Raw genomic sequence first — 20,613 nt, forward strand, 5'->3', positions numbered from 1 at the left:
CGGCCTCTTCTGCAATTGCAGAAGAGGCCGCTTTGTTTTGTCTGAAAACACTTATGCCATTTGGGCATCCAGCTTCTGAGACAGGATATTTTTAGGTACAGCACCAACCTGCTTATCTACAACCTCGCCGTTCTTAAAAACAAGAAGCGTTGGTATGCTTCGGATACCAAATTTGGCAGAAGTCTGTGGGTTAGCGTCTACGTCGACCTTACCAATAACGGCTTTGCCTTCGTACTCGCCAGCAAGCTCTTCTACAATCGGGCCTACCATGCGGCAAGGTCCGCACCACTCTGCCCAAAAGTCTACTAATACTGGTTTATCTGAATTGATGATCTCATCAAAATTCGCGTCTGTGATCTCTATTGCTTTGTTAGCCATAACTTTAACGGTTTGTTGTGTTAAATTCTGTTCTTAAATATAGTAACAAATATAGGTTTGGCAAATATCTGCCCAAACTCTGTTTACCTGACAAGCTGTCCTGTTAGTTATACGTTTTAGTGTTACTGTATCTGTTTACTTACGACAAATAGCAGTTGCAAGTATAAATTGTTTGTATAAACAAATGTTGTAAATAAAAGTTTTGCGAGCAAAAGCAACGGTATAATAAAGTAAACTTTCCGCATTATAGTAGCGAAGGCAAAACAACCAGCAATGTGTAAAGGCCAGGCGCAGAGAAAGGGGCTTAAGGTCTTTATTCTAGCATCAGTCTGTAAAACCCTAGAAGCAGCAGGCAACTTTAGCCATTGTTTGAGCATCTAAGGTAGTGTGGCGGTAACAAAACTGATATACAGCCATACTGTACCTGCTAAACCTAAAACTATGAAATTACCAAAGACGTGCTTTTTGCTCGTACTAGCGTGCTTTATCTTAAACTATACTAATGCCGCTCCAAAACCACTCGGCAAAAAAACAATTGAGCGTGTAGCAACCTTTACTAAAGTATGGGGGCTAATGAAGTATTACCACCCAGAGGTGGCAGCAGGAAGTATAAACTGGGATTCTGTATTTGTGGCTCTTACTCCCAAGGTGGCAGAGGCCCAAAACCAACAGGAGTTTGATGCGCTGATGGAAGATTTATATACTTCTGTTCCTGCCCCAACACTTGCCGATAGCTACAACATTCCGAAAGCAGATACTACAAAGACTGTCTTTGCTGTAAGTGAGATCGCTGACTACAAAGTAAGCGTTGTCTTAAAGCAGCAGCTCAGAAACCTCTATGAACGGCACCTGCCTCTGCAGAGTAGGTACATTACCAATAAGTATAAAGAGTATACGTTAGATTATATCCGATTTATAGAAGATCCGCTGGATAAAGTAACTTATCCGGAGAGTGAAATACGGTTATTAGCCTTGGCTCGCTACTGGAACACCATCAATTATTTTTATCCGCACAAGTATAGTATAGGTAAAGCTTGGGAACGAGTACTGCTGCAGTATATACCTGTGTTCGCCAATGCACCTAACGAACTGGATTACCATCTGGCAATACAGCGCCTCAACAAAGAGTTAGTAGATACCCACAGCTTTGTAAGCAGCCCAATTATTAACGCAATGTGGGGGCCAAATCCACATTTTATGGTTGGCTACATGGATGGCAAGTATGTAATTACCAGCCTTAAGTCTGATTCTATCGCTAAAGCTGAAGATGTCAGAGTAGGGGATATACTTGTAAGTATAAATGGTAAACCTATAAAGCAACGTATGAAAGAGCTCTGGCCGCTAATGGTCGGTTCTAACAGAGCAGCTACGCACCGCGATGTTGCTATCTACCTCTTAAACATAGATGCAAAAGCTTCCGCGACTATTGACCTGAAAAGAAACGGCAGCCGCCTTACCAGAACCATAAGCCGATATCCGTATCAGGAGTTGGTTAAACTGAGCGACAAGCCAAAACAGCAGAACCTGTGGCGGGAAGTAGCAGAAAATGTGTATTGGGTAAATTTCGGGGCAATTCAAGATACTGCTAAACTACGGAGTTTGTTTGAGGACCTGAAGAAAGCTGAAACTGTGATCATGGATCTTAGGAGGTATCCAAATTACCAGGTTTACATGATGGCCTTACCGGCATTGCTCTCCGGCAGCTTTCAAACTTCTACAGTAATAAACGCGCAGGTAAATTTTCCTGGATTGTTTACAGAAAGTAAATCGATATTTGAGCGTACCGATACCTCTAAATTAGCTGCATATAGCGGCCGTATGATTGTATTGGTAAACGAGCACACACAAAGTTTAGGAGAGAGTTTTGCCTTTACATTAGCTCTACGACCAAACACAACAATTTTAGGTTCACAAACAGCTGGAACCACAGGCAACATCACTTGGCTATCTTTGCCCGGAGGAGCACGCATTGCCTTTACCGGTGTGGGTGAGCATGGAGTAGACTATTCATTTGAGCAGCGAAAAGGAGTGAAGATAGACAAAGTAGTAAAACCAACTATTGATAGTATAGCCGCAGGCAAGGATGCAGTATTAGATGCCGCTGTTGAGGAGGCCAGAAAGCTTTCTGTAACTACTAAAAGATAGGCAGGTTTAAGCACCATGTACTATGGGTATTGTGCGGATTCAAACAATGTATGTTCAAAATCGCGCGTGTTTAGGTGATAAGTGTGTTTGTAAGTGTTTGATAAATAAATTGTTGTGAGATTGGTGTAATATTGGCTATGGCTGTGGCATTGATCTTATCTGTCACACAAAAAAGTAAAGCCATGAAGAACAGTTACTTAAATCGCCTTAGCCAGTCATTACCGTTTGCAGCTATTTTGCTAATAGCTGTCATCTGCAGCAGCTATATTCAAAAGCAGCAGGATAAAAATAGCTATACAGGTAAAGAGTTTAAATCTCTGCGTTGGCTGGAAGGTACCTGGAAGGGAACAGCTGACGGTGAAGCTCCTTTCTTTGAAAAGTATGAGTTTGTAAATGACACGCTCATGCAGATTACCTACTACAGCGACTCCTCTCTAAAAAAGGGAAGTACGGATGGTGGTGTATACTTTTCAGGAGGTAAAATCTACCATAACTATAAGTCAGCATTATGGGAGCTAAAGCAGCTGGATGGTAAGTCGGCAGCTTTTGTACCACTCAGGAGAGCCAGTAACTCTTTTACCTGGAAGTATACTTCGCCTAATGAATGGACAGCAACTTTGTTTGCTGCCAACGACTCTAAGGGGAAAACTTACCGGCTCCAGCGCATTAAGAAATAATTGTTAGTTGTTTGTGTTTGTTTAAAGAGGTACGCTACTACGGTGGCGTACCTCTTTAAACCTTTATTAGGTACACAGGAAGGCAATCCTGTCCATCCAAAAATCCTAGAAATCCTGATCCTATAGAAGCTTACACTCGCCCAGTCCCAGATCCTTTATTGAACTCAGGAACAGTTTTGGGTCGATTCTATACTTTCTGGAGTAGGTTGGCAATGCAAGTTTTTCCTCTGGCACATGCAGCATGATTTCCAGCCGTTTCTGTCCAGGGCTTGTGACGATGGCGTTTTCTAAGGCTTCGGCCAGGTTTGGTGTGAAAAGCTGCAGGTTAACATTTACCTGAACACCCTGCGCCATTTTATCTAACACATCACCCAACAGTTGAATGTTCTGCGGCTTCAGTTCCCACTGGTCTTCGGTTTTATAGCGCAGCTGCACTTTGCCCCTTATAAACAAGTATAAACCCATCTTCAGGTAAGGCGAAAACTTTACGTAATCTTCTCCAAACAACGCCATCTGCATCGAAGTGTCGTAATCTTCAATAGTAAACAGGGCAAATGGATTACCATTCTTAGCCGTACGGATTACCACATCGGTCACCATACCGGCCACGTTCACATCGCGGTTTTTATACTCCTCAATCTTATTAAGAGGACAAGTGCAGTAAGAGTCTATCTCCAGCTTGAACTGATCCAGCGGGTGGCCCGACATGTAGAAACCTACTACCTCTTTTTCGCGGCGAAGCATTTCGGCCTGCGTCCATACAGGTACTTCCGGTATTTTCGGCAGTGGAGCTGCTACTGCGGCACCGCCACCGAACAGCGACTGCTGCGCGGCTTGCTGCTCTGCCTGGTAACTGTTACCATAACGAACTGCCTTTTCCAGTAAAGGCATACTCTCGCCTTCAGGTATTTCTATCAGCTGAGCCCGGTGGTATAGCTGCCACGAATCGAAACTACCAGCCAAGGCCATACTTTCGAATGTCTTCTTATTTACCGCACGCAAGTTAATGCGCTTGGCAAAATCAAATATATCCTGGTACGGGCCATTGGCCTCACGCTCCGAAATAATGGCATCCACGGCAGCTTCACCAGTTCCTTTTATGGCAGCCAGGCCAAAACGAATCTGCCCCTGCTCATTCACGTTGAATTTGAGCAACGATTCATTCACATCCGGGCCAAGTACGTCTACGCCTTGCTTGCGTGCTTCCTCGATAAAGAACGTCACCTTTTTGATGTCGTTCATGTTGTTGGTCAACACAGCAGCCATGTACTCGGCAGGGTAGTGAGCCTTCAGGTAACCTGTCTGGTATGCTACAACAGAGTAAGCAGCAGAGTGGGAGCGGTTGAAGCCGTACTGCGCAAACTTCTCCATCACGTCGAATACCTCAGAGGCCTTTTTGGCAGGAATCTTATGAATTTCAGCGGCTCCGGCAATGAACTTCTCACGCTCCTCGGCCATCTTCTTCATGTCCTTCTTACCCATGGCGCGGCGCAGCAAGTCGGCACCACCCAGCGAGTAACCCGCCAGAATCTGGGCCGTCTGCATGATCTGCTCCTGGTACACCATGATACCGTAAGAGTAGTTCAGGATTGGCTCCAGCAGCTCGTGCGGGTATTCCACTTCCTCTTTACCGTGCTTTCGGTTAATGAAGTTCGGGATGAACTGCATCGGGCCCGGACGGTAAAGGGCGTTCATGGCAATCAAGTCTTCAATGTTGGTAGGCTGTAGGTCCTTGAGGTACATGCGCATACCCTCCGACTCGAACTGAAACGTACCAATAGTGTCACCCCGCTGGTAAAGCTGGTAGGTTTTCTCGTCATCTATCGGAATCTCGTCTATGTCAATCTCAACGCCATGGTTCTTCTTGATCAACTCCAGCGCATCTTTAATGATAGTCAGGGTTTTCAGGCCCAGAAAGTCCATCTTCAGCATGCCGGCACTCTCGATCACCTTACCGTCGAACTGCGTTACCAGCAGGTCGGCGTCTTTGGAGGTAGAAACCGGGATATAGTTTGTGATATCGTCCGGCGCGATGATCACACCCGCTGCGTGGATACCGGTGTTACGCACCGAACCTTCGAGCTTTTCAGCCAGCTTCAGTACGGCGGCACGGTGGTCTGTGCCTTCGCGGATGGCGGCCAGGTCCAGGTTCTCCATAAAAGCCTTTGCCAGCGTGGTGCCTGGGGTGTCAGGTACCATTTTCGCCAGTTCGTTGGCTTCGGCCAGTGGTAATGAGGTGGAACGCGCTACGTCTTTGATAGACGACTTGGCGGCCATGGTACCAAATGTAATAATCTGGGCTACCTGCGTTTTGCCATACTTGTCCACCACGTAGTCGATCACGCGCTGGCGGTTCACGTCGTCAAAGTCAATATCAATATCGGGCATGGATACACGCTCCGGATTGAGGAATCGCTCAAACAGCAGGTTATACTTAATCGGGTCAATGTTAGTGATACCGATGCAGTAGGCTACCGCAGATCCAGCCGCAGAACCACGGCCCGGCCCCACGAATACCCCCATGTCGCGGCCACGGTTGATGAAGTCCTGCACAATGAGGAAGTAACCTGCAAAGCCCATTGTCTCCACAATGCGTAACTCATAGTCCAGTCGCTCTTCTACCTCAGGTGTAATGTCGGTGTAGCGCTTCTTGGCACCTTCGAATGTCAGGTGGCGCAGGTAAGCATCAGGGCCAGCATGCTCCGGCGGAATCGGGAAGTTAGGCAGCAGGATGTCGCGCTTCAGCTTTGGTGGCGTTATTTTGTCAACGATATCGTTGGTATTGTCCACCGACTCCGGCACATCCTTGAACAGCTCGTTCATCTCGGCCTGCGTCTTGAAGTAGAACTGGTCGTTCGGGAAACCAAAACGCGTTTTCGGACCCGCTTCATCAATGCGGTTCAGCATCTGGCGCACGCCAGACTGATGGCCATACTTGTTGCGTACGTTCTCCACCGTATCATAAATCACTTTCTGGTCATCAGACAAAAAGCGATAATATTTTGTAGTAAAGTCACCAACCGGAGTAGATTGATCCTCGCCGGTGTTCACGCACAGCAGGATATCGTGGGCATTCCAGTCTTCCTGGTCTACATAGTGCGAGTCGTTGGTGCAGATAACTTTTACGTTATACTTCTTGGCCCACTTCAGAAGCACCTGGTTGATATCTTCCTGGCTTTTGCCGGTGCCGTCAATATTCATCAGGCCGTGGCGTTGTATCTCGATGTAGTAGTCCTCCCCGAACACATCCAGCCACCACTTAAAAATCTCCTCGGCTTCGTCCTCAGTTTTCCAAAGTATAGCCTGCGGAACCTCGGCACCAATACAGCAGCTGGTGGCAATCAAGCCTTTGCTATACTTTAACAGCAGCTCCTTGTCAATACGAGGCCATTTGCTGTACATCCCCTCGATGTAGGACATGGAGCAGAGCTTGGCTAGGTTCTGATAACCTTCCTGATCTTTAGCAAGCAGCAACTGGTGGTGGCGCACATCCTTTACTTCTTTGCTGAAAGTTTTTTGATGGCGGTCCGTTACCAAATAAAACTCACAGCCCACGATCGGCTTCACGTTATACTTGTTGGCCTCGTTCACGAAGTTGAAAGCGGCAAACATGTTTCCGTGGTCGGTCATGGCGACAGCGGGCATACCATCGGCCTGCGCTTTTTTCATGAGCGCGCTGATGCTGGCCTGGCCGTCGAGCAGCGAGTACTGAGTATGGGTGTGTAAATGCGAAAAAACTGGCAAATCTCTAAAATTAGAAATTAAAAATTATGAATTAGAAATGACTATCAAAACTAGGGTCTAAGCCCCAGTTATATCCAAACCGATTTATTTTAGAAGCAAGTTATGATTGTAAACAATGTAAAAACATCTCTGTCTCACATTCATAATTTTTAATTTCTAATTCGGCTTAGCACAAGCCATTATGGGATGTTAAAATTACGTAAAATAGGTTGGCTGCCCAAACTGAAAGCTGTCCATTTACCAACACACTTACCAACAAAAAAGCAGCAGGAAAAAGTCCTGCTGCTTCTGTTTTCTCAGCTTAAATTAAAGTTGCTTCTCCCTACTTTCTTCTTCCTGCTGGTTCACCACAAACAAAGTGCGTGTTGGGTAAGCTATTTCAATGCCCATGCTTTCAAACTCTCTGAATATGCGGAGGTTAATAGCCTGTTGGATGTCCATATACACCACATACGTCGGGTCAAGCACGTAGTACACTACCTCAAAGTCAAGGCTGGAGTCTCCATAGGTTTTAAAATGGGCCCTTTCGAACTCTACAGGAATTTGGCTCTCTACAATGTTTTTCAAGACAGAAGGGATGCGCTCCAGGTTTTCGTATGAAGTTTGGTAGGTTACGCCGATGGTAAAAACAATGCGCCGGCGCTGCATGCGTTTAAAGTTATGGATGCGGGAACTGGTCAGGTCGCTGTTAGCAAACACCAGTTGCTCTCCAGACAGTGTTTTGATGCGGGTAGTCTTAACACCGATGTGCTCTACAGTTCCAGTTTTATCATCTATCACCAGGAAATCTCCCACCTCGAAAGGCTTGTCCAGAAAAATAACGAAGTAGTTAAACAAATCGCCAAGTATATTTTGCGCTGCCAGGGCCACTGCTATACCTCCTACACCCAAGCCGGCAATTACTGCCGTCAGGTCGTAGCCCATATTGTCAAGCAGAAAGCCTAAGCCTATAAACCAGATCACCACATTTACGATTAGTGAGATGGCGCCTAACTCATTCACAGTATCTCGGTTTGGGTGCCTCCTGTGTAAGTATGATCGGATAATCAGAACAATGGAAGAGATCAGGAACCGGATAACCATGATCGTAACGGCTACGGTTACAGCAATCTCAAGTATATCGTTGGCTCTGTCGGTTAGGGTGAGGTAGTTTAGAGAGATGTAGATGATCAGAAAGTATAAGATTGGTATACCAAACCTGCTAAAACTCTCTATCAGGTAGTTGTCGAGTCGGGTTTCAGTGCTCTTTGTCCATTTTATCAACCTTAGTAATATGGCCCTCTTGAAGAACTTGACAAGCATTATTCCAATAAAGATGGCGCCTAGTACAATGAGATAATCTCTTACAGTGTTGTGATAGTATACTCTGTCCAGAATTTCTTCCATTAATAAGTATGTTTGATGATTATTCCTGCTTTTATACCGCTGTAACAGGTTTATGTTTGTGAAAATATAGTTCAGGCTGGTGCAGCAGTGTTGTATAGTTACTTGCCGTTTTATAAGTTTAATGATGCCCGTTTAAACTATAACTCCTATCCTTGAACCACACGTAAGTATAATCCTGTGCCAGGGCAGGTGCAGCGAAGTATAAATTTATGGCGACAGCAGTACGAGGAGGAAAATTAAGCGACATGTTCAGGGCTTTGCAATCACGCAACTACAGGTTGTTCTTTGTGGGGCAGGGCATTTCGCTTATTGGCACCTGGATGCAACAGTTGGCGCTCAGTTGGCTCGTTTATCGCCTTACCGACTCTGTTTTTCTGCTGGGAGCTGTTACATTCTCCAGCCAAATACCCTCGTTTTTACTTGGTCCGTTTGCCGGTGTGCTGGCCGACAAGTTTAACCGCCACAAGGTACTGCTGGTAACCCAAACGCTGTCTATGCTGCAGGCTTCTACATTGGCTGCCCTAGTACTCACAGATACGGTGCAGATATGGCATGTGCTTGCGCTGAGCGCCTTACTGGGCACTATCAATGGCTTTGACATTGCTACACGTCAAGCATTTGTGGTAGAGTTGGTAGAGAGGAGGGAGGATATGAGCAACGCTATCGCCCTGAACTCATCATTGTTTAATATTGCACGCCTGGTGGGGCCAACTGTTGCAGGTTTGCTTATTGCAGCCGTGGGAGAGGGGGTATGCATCTTGATTAATGCGGTTAGCTACATCGCGGTGCTGGGGTCGCTGTTATTAATGCGGCTTAAACCTTTTGAGCGTGTAAAAAAGCAGCACCGTGTATGGCAGTCGTTACGCGAAGGGCTCAGTTATACTTTCGGATTTCCGCCTATACGTGCGCTTATTATCATAGTAGGTTTGATTAGTTTGTTTGGGATGCCTTTTACAGTGCTGCTTCCGGTGTTTGCACGCGATATTTTACAGGGCGGTGCAAATACGCTTGGTTACCTGATGGGGGCTTCGGGCTTTGGTGCACTGGCAGGTGCTATGTTCCTGGCGCAGCGTAAATCTGTTATTGGATTGGGGAAGGTTATTATTTTTACAATGTCGCTTTTCGGCTTGGCGCTTATTTCTTTTTCGTTTTCTGAGGTTTTCCTGCTCTCATTGGTGCTAATGCTGGTTAGTGGCTTCGGTATGATTGTAACCATGGCCTCGTGCAATACCCTGCTGCAGACCCTGGTGGACGATGACAAACGTGGCCGCGTGATGAGCCTGTATGCTACAGCTTTTATGGGGATGGCACCGGTAGGAAGTATGTTGGCTGGTTCTGTTGCAGAACACATCGGAGTAGCTTATACTTTGCTGGGTTGTGGGTTTCTGTGCACGATCAGTGTGATCCCGTTTGCTATTCACCGGCCACGACTGCGCCGGATGGTGCAGCCTATTTATGAGCGTTTGGGGATAGTGCCTGAAATTGCCACCGGATTACAAACTGCCTCCAACTTAACTGCTCCTCCCGAGGAGAGGTAGGTATGATTGATAGTTGCCGTTTGTTGACTATTGGTTGATTATAAAGCATAAAGCCGGCCACAGGGCCGGCTTTATGCTTTATAAAATTATTGAGTCAGAAAATGAATTAGTTCTTCTTTATCAAAAGCTTTTCGCCTGGCTTCACATTAAAGTCCGACTTGTTGTTCCACTCCATCACATCCTTAATCGTAACACCATACTTGCGTGAAATCTGGTACATGCTTTCGCCGGCATCTACTGTGTGGTAAGTGCTTTCTGTAGTAGCTGGCGCAGTTTTCTCTGTTGTTTTAGGAGCAGGCGCTGTAGCTTTTTCTTCCGGTGCCACTACACGCAGTTCCTGGCCAAGTTTTAGATTATTATCTACCAAGTTGTTCCAGCTACGAAGTTCGTCTACGGTTACATTGTAGCGTTTAGAGATTTGGTAAAGCGTTTCACCGGGCACAACTGTATGGGTTTCAGTAGCAGGCTTTGCCGGCTCCTTTACTTCAGACTCTTTGGCAACAACTTCTGCTGCACCTAGCGGCTCTGCTACGATCAACTCCTGACTAGGCTGCAGTGCAGTGTTACTTAAGCTGTTCCAGGCGGTAAGCTGAGCCACGGTTACATTATACTTCTTAGAGATGGCATACAGTGATTCGCCTTTCGATACCACATGCTTGGCAGACTTGGCAACAGGAGTTTTTGCAGTTGCATCTTCTTTGGCTTCCTCAAGCACATCTCTTGAGTAGGTAACAAATGTTCCCATTTGCTCCTCTTCTGCTTTCTCACTTTTAGCTGTTTTTACAGGCTCTTTTTTAGAAGTACTTGTTTCTACTGCTTTTGTGGTTGTTTTGGCAGGCTTTGTTGATTCAGTCTTTTCCTTCTCTTGGTAAAGTATAGATTCTACTTCTTCTTCAGACTCCTCCTGCTTTACTTCTTCCTGCTTGGCAGCCATTGGCTTTTCAGTTGTCTTTGCAACTGGTTTCTCTTCCTGCTTCGGCTCAGTTTTTACAGTAGCTTTTGTCTCCTGCTTCGGCTGAGGCTTTTCTTCTGTTTTAACTGCTGTAGGGTTCTCAGTTTTCGGCTTGATAACCAGTTTGTCTTTGCTTGATGGATAAAGAGCGCCTTTAGGCTGAGCAGTAGCAGTTTCAACCACCTCTGTTTTCTCTGAAGTAACAGCCTGCTCTGGAGTTTTCTCTGCGGCTACAGGATCAGCTTCTTTAGCTGGTGTAGCAGCAGGCTTGGTTTGTGCTACAACTGGAGTCTCCTCTGCTGGGGTAGCTGCTTTCTTGTCTTTCTTAAAGCTGTTGATAAAGCGTTTGAACACATTGTCCTTAGGAGCTTCGTCTTTTTTCGCAGCTGCCGTGGGAGTTTCTTTAATGTTTGTGCCCTCAGGGCGGTTGTAACTAGGCGCGGCATTCTTCGCTATACCTTGTTTTTCGTTGGCAGACTTAACCTCTACTGGCGTAGTTACAGGGCGACGCTTCTGCAACCACAGCACACGACCTGGCACTGGCACCTCGTTGCGGGCCATACGGTTTTTATAGCGCAGGTAGTTTAGCTTAATGCCATACTGCTGAGAGATCTGCTGCATTGTTTCGCCTGCCTGTACTGTGTGGTACTCTGCATCAGCGGTAGTCTTTTTAGGTACAGTGTAATAAGCGGCTCCGGCAACTATCTCATCGAAATTGTGCAGGTCGTTATACTTTAAGAACTTACGTGTAGAGATGCCAGCCTGAAGGGCCAGTTTGTCTTTAGTGTCGTTAGGGCGTGCAATAAGGGCACTAAGGCCATTACGTTTTACTGCCGTTGCGGCTGCAGCGTTTTGCTGCGGGGCACTGGGAGTAGCCTTCGAAACAGGAGTAGTTTTTGCAACAGGAGTTTCTTCTTTAGCGGCAGATGCCATAACGCCTGTTTCACCGCTTCGCACCGGTACCATCACATAGTAATCTTTGTCTGATGGGATAGAGTTGCCCAAAAGCCACTTATTATACTTCTCCAGTTCAGCGTAATCAGTTTTAGTGGCAAGGGCGATGTCTGTAAGGCTTTGGCCTGGTGTGGCACGCAGCTCACGCAGCGATACAGCAGGCTTGTCTCTACCAATAAAGTTATCGTAGGCTATTTTGTGCGCCAGGAAAGTGATCACGTATGGGTGTGATTTTTCTGTCACGTCCATTTTCTTAGAGCCAACGTCCGATGACTTGGAGTAGGTTTTTACGCCTGTGTAACCAAGGTAGTATGACAGCAGCGAAGTAAACCAGTTGTCATAGTTCTTGTTGCTGCGCTTAAAATACTGCGCTGCTCCGCGGCTGGCTTCAATAATATGGCGACGCTCGTCCACCACGTTATCCATGCGCAGGTTAAAGTCAGAGGCAGCCTCTTTTTTAAACTGCCAGTATCCTACTGCATTGGATGTAGAAACTGCATCACCTATCAAGCCGCTTTCCTGCAGGGCCAGGTACTTGAAATCGTCCGGAACTCCCTCTTCTTTAAAAACACGCTCTATTACCGGGAAGTATGCGTTGGCCAGGTCTACTTTAATTTTAAAATAGGTCTGGTTGCGGTGCAGAGCGTCTACTTTTTTCTGGATCTCCTGTTGTGCCGCATCAGATATTCTGAGGTGCACATCTGCGAAATAAACGTTTTTTGGTACTGTAACAGTTTGTGCCCATGCCAGCAATGGCAAAAGCAACAGAACGAGAAGAGGTAGCTGTTTTCTCATAAAGGGTAATGGTAAATATACTTTGGCTAAAAATTTTGCTTTTGGCTCTACTACCGGTTGAATAGCAGAGAGCTAATCATCTCTGAATTAATATATTCAGAAAATAATATAGTGTCTGCAAAAATAAAGGATTTTACCGCTCTTTATACTTAGTAACGAAGTATTTTTAGTAAAATTTTTTAGAGCGAGTAGGACTTATCTATTTATAGCTTGCACAGCTACCTTTAGTGTTTTGAAAGGGAAGAGAACAGGCATTTTACACTTGCTCTCTTTGCTTCTGAAGTATAGACAGTTAAAGTTTCCTGGCGATCATCAGGCCATCGCGGATGGGCAGCAGGATGTTTTCTACCCGTGGGTCGTCGTGCACCTTTTTGTTGAAGGCAAGCAAGGCGGCTGTGTCTTCGTCTAGTTTCTTTCTATACTTGTCCAGCACTTTGCCGCTCCACAGCACATTGTCTGCGATAATGTAGCCGCCGGGTGCCATGCGGTCTATTACCATGTCGTAATAAGCAGCGTTGTTAATTTTGTCGGCATCTATGAACACGAGATCAAAAGCAGCATCGATGGTGGGTATTATATCCAGCGCGTTCCCGATGTAGTACTTTATACTTTGGGCCAGCCCTGCCTCTTTAAAGTAGCCACGCACACGGTCTTCCAGTTCCTCGTTAATATCAATAGTATGGAGTGTGCCACTTTCCTGCAGCCCCTCGGCCAGGCAAAGTGCGGAGTAGCCGGTATACGTACCTACCTCCAGTACCTGCTTCGGCTTTATCATGTGCGAGAACATAGCCAGCAACCTGCCCTGCATGTGGCCCGATAGCATGCGCGGCTTCATCACGCTCAGGTGCGTCTGGCGGTTTACCTTGTGCAGCAGCTCACTCTCCGGAGAAGTATGTTCCTCTGCGTATCGTTGCAGGTCCTCGTCTATGAATTCCATAGGGCAGATTTGAAGATTTGTAACTGTGCAGATTAACAAACTCCTGCACAGTTTCTAACTCATATTATTAATTCCTGCCTAGGCAGGTACATAATTCAGGAAACTTAGCTGGTCTTCACGCAGCACGTCATTGGCGATGTCTACCAGATCGCCGGCCTGTATACTTTTTATTTTTTCGAAGATCTCGTTCAGCGACTCTACTCTGTCTAAGTCAAGTATACTTTTGCCGATCATCATCATCAGGCCCATGTTGCTTTCCTCGGCCATGGCTAATTGCCCCATCAGTTGCTCTTTTGCCGTGTGCAACTGCAGTGAGCCAAGCGGCTTTTCGCGTAGCTTCTTCAGTTCTTTAAGCACCAGCGAAGTAGTGCGCTTTAGCTGTTTTTTCTCAGTGCCGAAGTAAATAGTAAGCAAGCCAGTGTCTATGTAAGTAGCATAGTTGGCATCAATGGTATACACCAGGCCATGTTTTTCGCGCACGGCCAGGTTCAGGCGTGAGTTCATGCCTGGGCCACCCAACAAGTTAACCAGCATAAAGAACGGTATGCGTCGATCATCAGACAAGGCGTAGGCCGGGCAGCCTATAACACAATGTGCCTGCGAGATCGGCTTCTCTACAGTAACGGTTTTAGGCAGGTAAGTGTCAAATGGTACGCGTTCCCGCTGTTTCTGTACAGTTGGTATATCACTCAGGTACTTTTCGGCAATCTTTACCACTTTCTCGAACGGCAGATTGCTTACGGAGCAGAAAAGAAGCGAATTGTTGCTGAGGTTACGGTTAATAAAGTCTAGGAAGTCCTGCTTAGTGAGGCTCGATACACTTTCTTTGGTACCCAGTATGTTGTTGCCAAGCGGGTGTCCGTCAAAAACTACTGCATCAAATTCATCTACGATAGCCTCTTCCGGTGTATCGAGGTACATGGCCATCTCTTCCAAAATAACCCCACGCTCTTTCTCAATTTCACGCTCCGGAAATACAGAATGAAAAGTAATGTCTGTCAGCAGCTCAAACGATTTCTCGAAGTGTATATCGAGCACCGAGCTGTAAAAGCAGATTTTTTCTTTGGTAGTATAGGCATTCAGTTCACCACCTACAGACTCCAGGCGGTTAAGTATATGAAAGGATTTACGCTTTTGTGTGCCCTTAAAAGCCATGTGCTCCCAGAAGTGGGCCAGGCCTAACTGGTTCGGACATTCGTCGCGGCTGCCAATGTCCATGATAAACCCGCTGTGGGCTATTTTAGTATGGAGCACTTGCTTGTGAACCACGCGTATTCCATTGGGTAATGTATGGATTTGATATTCAAGCATTCAATCTGAAATTAGCCTGCAAAGGTACGGAAAATGTGGGAGAGTTTTAAGGAAGGGGAGAAGGTTCTTTGCTTGTATAAGTATGATTCTGCAGATCCTATCAGCAGCCTTACTTGCCCACTATTGCACCTACGGGTTTTATCTACTCATCAAAAATTATATACCTATAGGTCTTAGCTGACCGCTCTAGCTATGGTAGTGGAAGAAAAAAACAGCAAAGGCAGAAAGTCCCCCTTCGAAGGGGGGTAGGGGGATGTTGGACTTGAGCAACAGCGCTTATACTTCAGTTATAGGATTAGCAGAATTCCCCTCCTTGGCTAAGGAGGGGCAGGGGTGGTTTGACGTTGTGAAAACTCGCACCCACTTCTCGTCACCAAGTAGATGCTGCGTTAGATAAGCAGATTGATTACTTCGCCTTGCCGCCCACATTGATAACAAAGCCCAGCGAGAAAACAGAGTAAGCGGCCGTTAGGTCGTCGCGGTTCTTCAGGCCAAAGGTAGTGCCGGAGGTGTACTGCAACTGCACCGACGGGTTTAGAGTAAGACGGGTATAGAAGATCGGTTCGATAAAAATGTTGTCTTCTTCTTTAGCCGGCTCGTTGTTGATCTTGTAATCGTGCATGTTCACATAGCTGGCACGCAGGGTGGTGCCATAGTTAAGCGGAAACTCATGCTTAAATACCTTCAGCGATTTTTTCTTTTTGGAAGTGAAGTTCGCCTGCACAAAGTATTTGCTGAAGTTCGCCTCCATGCGTTTGTAGTGCATGGTGCCGTCTTCGTGTTCGTCTTTTTCGGTGCGGTCGCTGCTGCCCGCGCCATAGCCAGCATACAACTCCAGTATCCTGTTTTTATTAGGGCCAAATGTGGTGAAGTAACCGCCACCGGCCTCCAGCAGGTTATGTGTAAAATCTCTTTTGCGGCGCTCGCTGCTTAACATCGAACCGTTAAGTATAACCCCAAAATGATCTGTAACAGCGTAGGCCGTATTAAAAGTAATGTTGCCTTTGGGAGTAATATGGCCTGCTGCGCTTAGCTCCCCTTTCTGGGTAAACATAGGCACGTTCGGCACGTTGGGCATATAAGTCGATACACAGCCCGGCATCAGCAGAAGCGTACACGCAAGTACACAATAAAATAAAATGGAGTTGTTCTTAAATCCGGATAGGAAGCGGGTACTTGTTTTTTTCATACTATAATTAGATGCTATACTTTGGGCCCAGGCCAGGAGTGTTAAGGCTGAGAGGGAGTTTGCGCTCTCACAACCTAAAACAAGCCAGAAAACGAAATAAAACCTAAATTATTCAGCAGAACTTAGCGAAAATATTTCGGCGGCCAAGTATAGATAAAATTCTATATTTATGACTGCTTCTTGTATGGCCACTTCTGCCTTTATATTTTTAACTCAGGCTGGTTTGCCGTAGCTTTGCCCGCTGTACCCTGGGTGCCACCATGAATAAGATACTGATCATACAGACAGCCTTTTTGGGAGATGTAGTGCTGGCAACGGCGCTGATAGAGAAACTGCATGCACACTATCCGCAGGCGCAACTCGATTTTCTACTGCGAAAGGGCAATGAGAGTCTGCTGAAAGAGCACCCGCTGCTGCAGCAGGTACTTATCTGGAATAAAAAGGAAGGCAAGTATAAAAGCCTGATGAAATTGCTGGCGCAGATACGTGCCGAGAAGTATGATTTGGTGGTAAATGTGCAGCGTTTTGGAGCCACAGGTATACTTACAGCCCTGTCTGGTGCAAAAGAGACAGTAGGTTTCGACAAAAATCCTTTCTCCAGGTTTTTCACACGCAGGCACAGGCACGATGTAACTTCCGGCACCCACGAGGTAGAGCGCAACCAACTGCTCATTCAAAGTATAACCGATGCTACGCCGGCCAAACCTAAACTGTACCCGAGCCAGGCCGACTTTGCTAAGGTAGAGGAGCTGAAAGGGGAGAAGTTTATCTGCATGGCACCTACCTCGGTTTGGTTTACAAAGCAATACCCGCTGGAGCAATGGGTAACACTGATTAATAGTATCGACCCAAAGTATAAAGTATACTTGCTGGGCTCACCGGCAGACAAAGCGCACTGCGACGAGATTATCGGCAAAAGCACCAACTCCAGTGTAGAGAACCTTTGCGGACAGCTGAGCCTGCTGCAGTCTGCTGCCTTGATGCGGGATGCTGTGCTGAATTATGTGAACGACTCTGGCCCGATGCACCTGGCTTCGGCTTTAAATGCCCCTACCTGTGCCATTTACTGCTCTACCGTTCCTTCCTTCGGGTTTGGGCCGCTGGCAGATTTTGCCAATGTAGTAGAGCGCGAAGAACCACTTTACTGCCGCCCATGCGGCTTGCATGGTTATAAAGCGTGTCCTGAAGGCCATTTTAAGTGTGCCAGAGACATCAGAAATGAGCAATTGCTGGAAGTATTACAGTTAGCGGAGATAGTATAATCAACCTCAGCACCTCAGGGTAATAGTATAGTATAAGCAAGGCGGGAACAACGTGTGTAATAATTTCATATCTTAGTTTGATAAACACACGATACCTTTCTGCTAACTATGAGATACGCACCTATTGGGCAAGATCTGTTTGTATACAACCGCCATAACCTTGTTAAGCACTTAAAGCATTCCTCAATTGCCATCTTCCACTCCAACGATGTCATGCCCACCAATGCCGACGGCACCATGCCGTTCAGGCAGAACAGTGATCTGTTCTATTTATCAGGCATAGACCAGGAGGAAAGTATACTGCTGCTTTTCCCGGATGCACGTGAGCCACGCATGCGGGAGGTGCTTTTTGTGCGCGAAACAAATGATCATATCCTTACATGGGAAGGCTATAAACTAACTAAACAGCAGGCACAGGAAGTATCCGGCATCAAAACCATACTCTGGACGCATGAATTCAACTCTGTGCTGCACACGATAATCTCTGAGGCAGAGCATGTATACTTAAACTCGAACGAGCACCCAAGAGCAGTAGTGGAGGTTGAGACACGCGATGCCCGCTTCCTGAAGTGGATAAAGGAGCATTACCCCCTGCACAAGTATGAGCGGGTGGCGCCTATCATGCACTTGCTCCGGGCAGTAAAGTCTGAAACAGAGGTTGCCTTAATAAAGCAGGCTTGCCAGATCACGAAGAAAGGCTTTATGCGGGTACTTGGGTTTATTAAGCCAGGTGTGATGGAGTATGAGATTGAGGCAGAGCTTTACCACGAGTTTATCCGGAACCGATCCAGAGGGCCAGCTTACCAACCTATTATTGCATCTGGTGCAAACGCGTGTATTCTGCATTATGTAGATAACGACCGCGAGTGCAAAGATGGAGACCTGGTGCTGATGGACTTTGGTGCAGAATATGCCAACTACGCCTCCGACCTTACACGCACTGTTCCTGTAAATGGTAGGTTTACGCAACGTCAGCGCGATGTGTACAATGCTGTATTGCGCGTAATGAAAGCTGCCACCCAAATGCTGGTGCCGGGAAATACACTGGGGCAGTATCACCAGTTTGTGGGCACCGTAATGGAGAACGAACTGATACAGCTGGGGCTGCTAAACCAAGGAGACGTAAACAACCAGGATCCGAAAAATCCGCTTTACAAAAAGTATTTCATGCACGGTACTTCACACCACCTTGGGTTAGATGTGCACGACGTAGGTGACAAACACAGAGCTTTTGAAGAAGGAATGGTGTTTACTTGCGAGCCCGGCATCTATATAAGAGAAGAGGGGATAGGCATCAGGCTTGAAAACGACATACTTGTTACAGGTAAAGGCCCTGTAGATTTAATGGCAGACATACCACTGGAGCCTGAAAGTATAGAGGAGTTAATGCAGAATAGATAAAATAGTGTGTAAAAGCACCAATTTACTGAGGTTGCCGGTTAAATGCCGGCAACCTTTTTTGTTATCCTTACTTTAAAATTGGGCCCTTTACATCATTTTTTGTCTCAAGTTACAACCTTGTACTACCTAATCAGTTTAAATATTTGGATACATTTTTAACCAGAGGTGTAGTGCTGCCTTAAAAACGCAGTACAATTTTGAGCTTGCAGGAAAGCTGATTTTCAAGCCTTTCCTATAACAACCACTAAAAGCAACGCTTATGGATAAAACGTATACACTAAACTCAAACCCTTTCCGTAAACCTCCTCCTCGACTCTCTGGTGTGTTATTTTTTTAACATCTGTAAACTTGAATAAAAACATGCACGTATGAACATATCAAAATATACTATATAGAACCATGCGAACAAGAATTACTAAACTGTGTACAATTGCTTTTGTGCTCGCTTTGATGCTGTCAGGTAATACAGCATTGTTTGCACAAAGCGCTGACCAGAAGACAAATCTTCAGATATACGGTAGCGCCTTACAGTACAGAGGCGACTTACAGAACGACAAAGAGTACAGTAAAATTGATTGGGGCGGAGGTATTAACCTTAACCGCTACATCAGTCCATCCTTTGACTTAGGTTTAGGCTTGACCTACGGTAGTGCAGAGGATAAGGGTACAGGAGCTTTAACAGGAGCTAACTTTGATGCCCAAATGGGTACTGTTTTGTTGAACCTGCGCCTTAAAATGTATGGCAACATCTTGAAAGAAGATGCCTTTATCGGGCCATACCTGCAAATTGGTGGCGGTGGTGCCTGGGCTAAAACAGATGCTATGAGAGCTGACGGCAGCATGCAGATGGACGACAAGTTCTTTACTGCAGCTGCAAGAGGTGGTGCCGGTATCCGATTCCGCTTCTCTGACGCTGTTAGCGCCTTTGTAGAAACCAACTACCTGATCATTGGTCAGGATAAGATTGATGGCTACGATGTAGGCGAAAATGATCGTTTCCTGCAGCATAACGTTGGTCTTGGTTTTAACCTTGGCAAGGCAAAAGACACTGACATGGACGGTGTGCCTGACAGAAGAGACAAGTGCCCGGATACTCCAACTGGCGTGCAGGTAGACAAAGATGGTTGCCCTGTTGACACAGACGGTGATGGTGTTGCTGACTACCAGGATGAGTGCCCTACAGAGGCTGGTGTTGCTAACTTGAACGGTTGCCCTGACAGAGATGGTGACGGTGTTGCTGACAAGAACGATGAGTGCCCAGACGAGGCCGGTACAGCTGCCACAAACGGTTGCCCTGACTCTGACGGTGACGGTGTTGCAGACAAAAACGACAAATGCCCTGATACGCCAGCCGGTGTGCAGACAGGTCCGGATGGTTGCCCAACTGATAAAGACGGCGACGGTATTCCAGATAATGAAGATGCTTGCCCTAACACTCCTGGCCCAGGTACAGCCAACGGTTGTCCAGAGCTTGACCCTGCTACGCTGAAAATACTTGAAGAAAAAGTTCGCTTCGAGTTCGACAGAGCAAGAGTACAGGAAGGTTACAAGCAGTTACTGGATAGCATTGTAATGGTACTTGGTAAATACCCAGACCACGTGCTGCTGATCAAAGGCCACGCTGACTACATTGGTAGTGAAGAATACAACCAGGCGCTGTCTGAGCGTAGAGCACAGGCTGTAAAAGATTACCTGGTACAGCAAGGCGTTCAAAACCCTGACAGACTGGTAACAAGAGGTTACGGTGAATCTCAGCCACTTGTAAAAGTGAATGAGCGCCTGTCAAGAAGAAGAACAGAGGCTGCCAGAGCTAAAAACCGAAGGGTAGGATTTGAATTGAATACCCCAGACATGCAGCTTAATATGGAATAATGAATTGTTAAGTTTGTGAAAGTAAAAACGCCGCAGGTAAGCCTGCGGCGTTTTTTTGTTTTATACTTCGGT

The 20,613-nt window shown here is 46.3% G+C and carries 12 protein-coding genes and 1 pseudogene; 6 read left to right on the plus strand and 7 right to left on the minus strand.

The features are described from left to right. Positions 1-51: 51 nt before the first annotated feature. Positions 52-384 (minus strand): annotated as a pseudogene (gene trxA, locus H8S84_RS09590) (thioredoxin); the annotation flags it as partial. Between the two features lie 435 nt (positions 385-819). On the opposite strand from trxA, the gene H8S84_RS09595 reads away from it, so the two are divergent. Together H8S84_RS09595 and H8S84_RS09600 are read left to right on the plus strand one after the other, a co-directional pair. Next, positions 820-2,523, plus strand: a complete 1,704-nt coding sequence (locus H8S84_RS09595; protein WP_187067096.1) for a S41 family peptidase — start codon at positions 820-822, stop codon at positions 2,521-2,523. 182 nt (positions 2,524-2,705) lie between these two features. Further along, complete coding sequence (locus H8S84_RS09600) at positions 2,706-3,200, plus strand: hypothetical protein (RefSeq protein WP_187067097.1); 495 nt, start codon at positions 2,706-2,708, stop codon at positions 3,198-3,200. 120 nt (positions 3,201-3,320) lie between these two features. Here H8S84_RS09600 and dnaE read toward each other — a convergent pair whose 3' ends face one another. Next, positions 3,321-6,944: a DNA polymerase III subunit alpha gene (gene dnaE, locus H8S84_RS09605; protein WP_187067098.1), complete on the minus strand. Its 3,624-nt coding sequence runs from the start codon at positions 6,942-6,944 to the stop codon at positions 3,321-3,323. A 306-nt stretch (positions 6,945-7,250) separates the two neighbouring features. Then, complete coding sequence (locus H8S84_RS09610; RefSeq protein WP_187067099.1) at positions 7,251-8,330, minus strand: mechanosensitive ion channel family protein; 1,080 nt, start codon at positions 8,328-8,330, stop codon at positions 7,251-7,253. 209 nt (positions 8,331-8,539) lie between these two features. Between H8S84_RS09610 and H8S84_RS09615 the strand changes: the two genes are divergently transcribed. Continuing rightward, the gene (locus H8S84_RS09615; protein WP_187067100.1) at positions 8,540-9,868 is read left to right on the plus strand and encodes an MFS transporter; all 1,329 of its coding nucleotides are present in this window, start codon (positions 8,540-8,542) and stop codon (positions 9,866-9,868) included. A gap of 106 nt (positions 9,869-9,974) precedes the next feature. Here H8S84_RS09615 and H8S84_RS09620 read toward each other — a convergent pair whose 3' ends face one another. The 4 genes from H8S84_RS09620 to H8S84_RS09635 form a co-directional block, all read right to left on the minus strand. After that, complete coding sequence (locus H8S84_RS09620) at positions 9,975-12,569, minus strand: LysM peptidoglycan-binding domain-containing protein (protein WP_187067101.1); 2,595 nt, start codon at positions 12,567-12,569, stop codon at positions 9,975-9,977. Positions 12,570-12,861: 292 nt separating this feature from the next. Further along, positions 12,862-13,506, minus strand: a complete 645-nt coding sequence (locus tag H8S84_RS09625; RefSeq protein ID WP_187067102.1) for an O-methyltransferase — start codon at positions 13,504-13,506, stop codon at positions 12,862-12,864. A 78-nt stretch (positions 13,507-13,584) separates the two neighbouring features. Further along, positions 13,585-14,817 carry a M16 family metallopeptidase gene (locus tag H8S84_RS09630; protein WP_187067103.1) on the minus strand — a complete coding sequence of 411 codons (1,233 nt, stop codon included), beginning with the start codon at positions 14,815-14,817 and terminating at the stop codon, positions 13,585-13,587. Positions 14,818-15,223: 406 nt separating this feature from the next. Continuing rightward, complete coding sequence (locus tag H8S84_RS09635; protein ID WP_230407124.1) at positions 15,224-16,006, minus strand: hypothetical protein; 783 nt, start codon at positions 16,004-16,006, stop codon at positions 15,224-15,226. Between the two features lie 260 nt (positions 16,007-16,266). Between H8S84_RS09635 and H8S84_RS09640 the strand changes: the two genes are divergently transcribed. The 3 genes from H8S84_RS09640 to H8S84_RS09650 all read left to right on the plus strand — a co-directional run bounded on the left by H8S84_RS09640 (position 16,267) and on the right by H8S84_RS09650 (position 20,541). Further along, positions 16,267-17,268 carry a glycosyltransferase family 9 protein gene (locus H8S84_RS09640; RefSeq protein ID WP_187067104.1) on the plus strand — a complete coding sequence of 334 codons (1,002 nt, stop codon included), beginning with the start codon at positions 16,267-16,269 and terminating at the stop codon, positions 17,266-17,268. A 108-nt stretch (positions 17,269-17,376) separates the two neighbouring features. Further along, on the plus strand, positions 17,377-18,669 hold the full coding sequence (locus H8S84_RS09645; RefSeq protein WP_187067105.1) for an aminopeptidase P N-terminal domain-containing protein: 1,293 nt from the start codon (positions 17,377-17,379) through the stop codon (positions 18,667-18,669). Positions 18,670-19,068: 399 nt separating this feature from the next. After that, positions 19,069-20,541, plus strand: a complete 1,473-nt coding sequence (locus H8S84_RS09650) for an OmpA family protein (protein ID WP_187067106.1) — start codon at positions 19,069-19,071, stop codon at positions 20,539-20,541. The last annotated feature ends 72 nt before the right edge of the window (positions 20,542-20,613 follow it).

It is taken from the genome of Pontibacter cellulosilyticus, from assembly GCF_014306105.1.
GTDB lineage: Bacteria > Bacteroidota > Bacteroidia > Cytophagales > Hymenobacteraceae > Pontibacter > Pontibacter cellulosilyticus.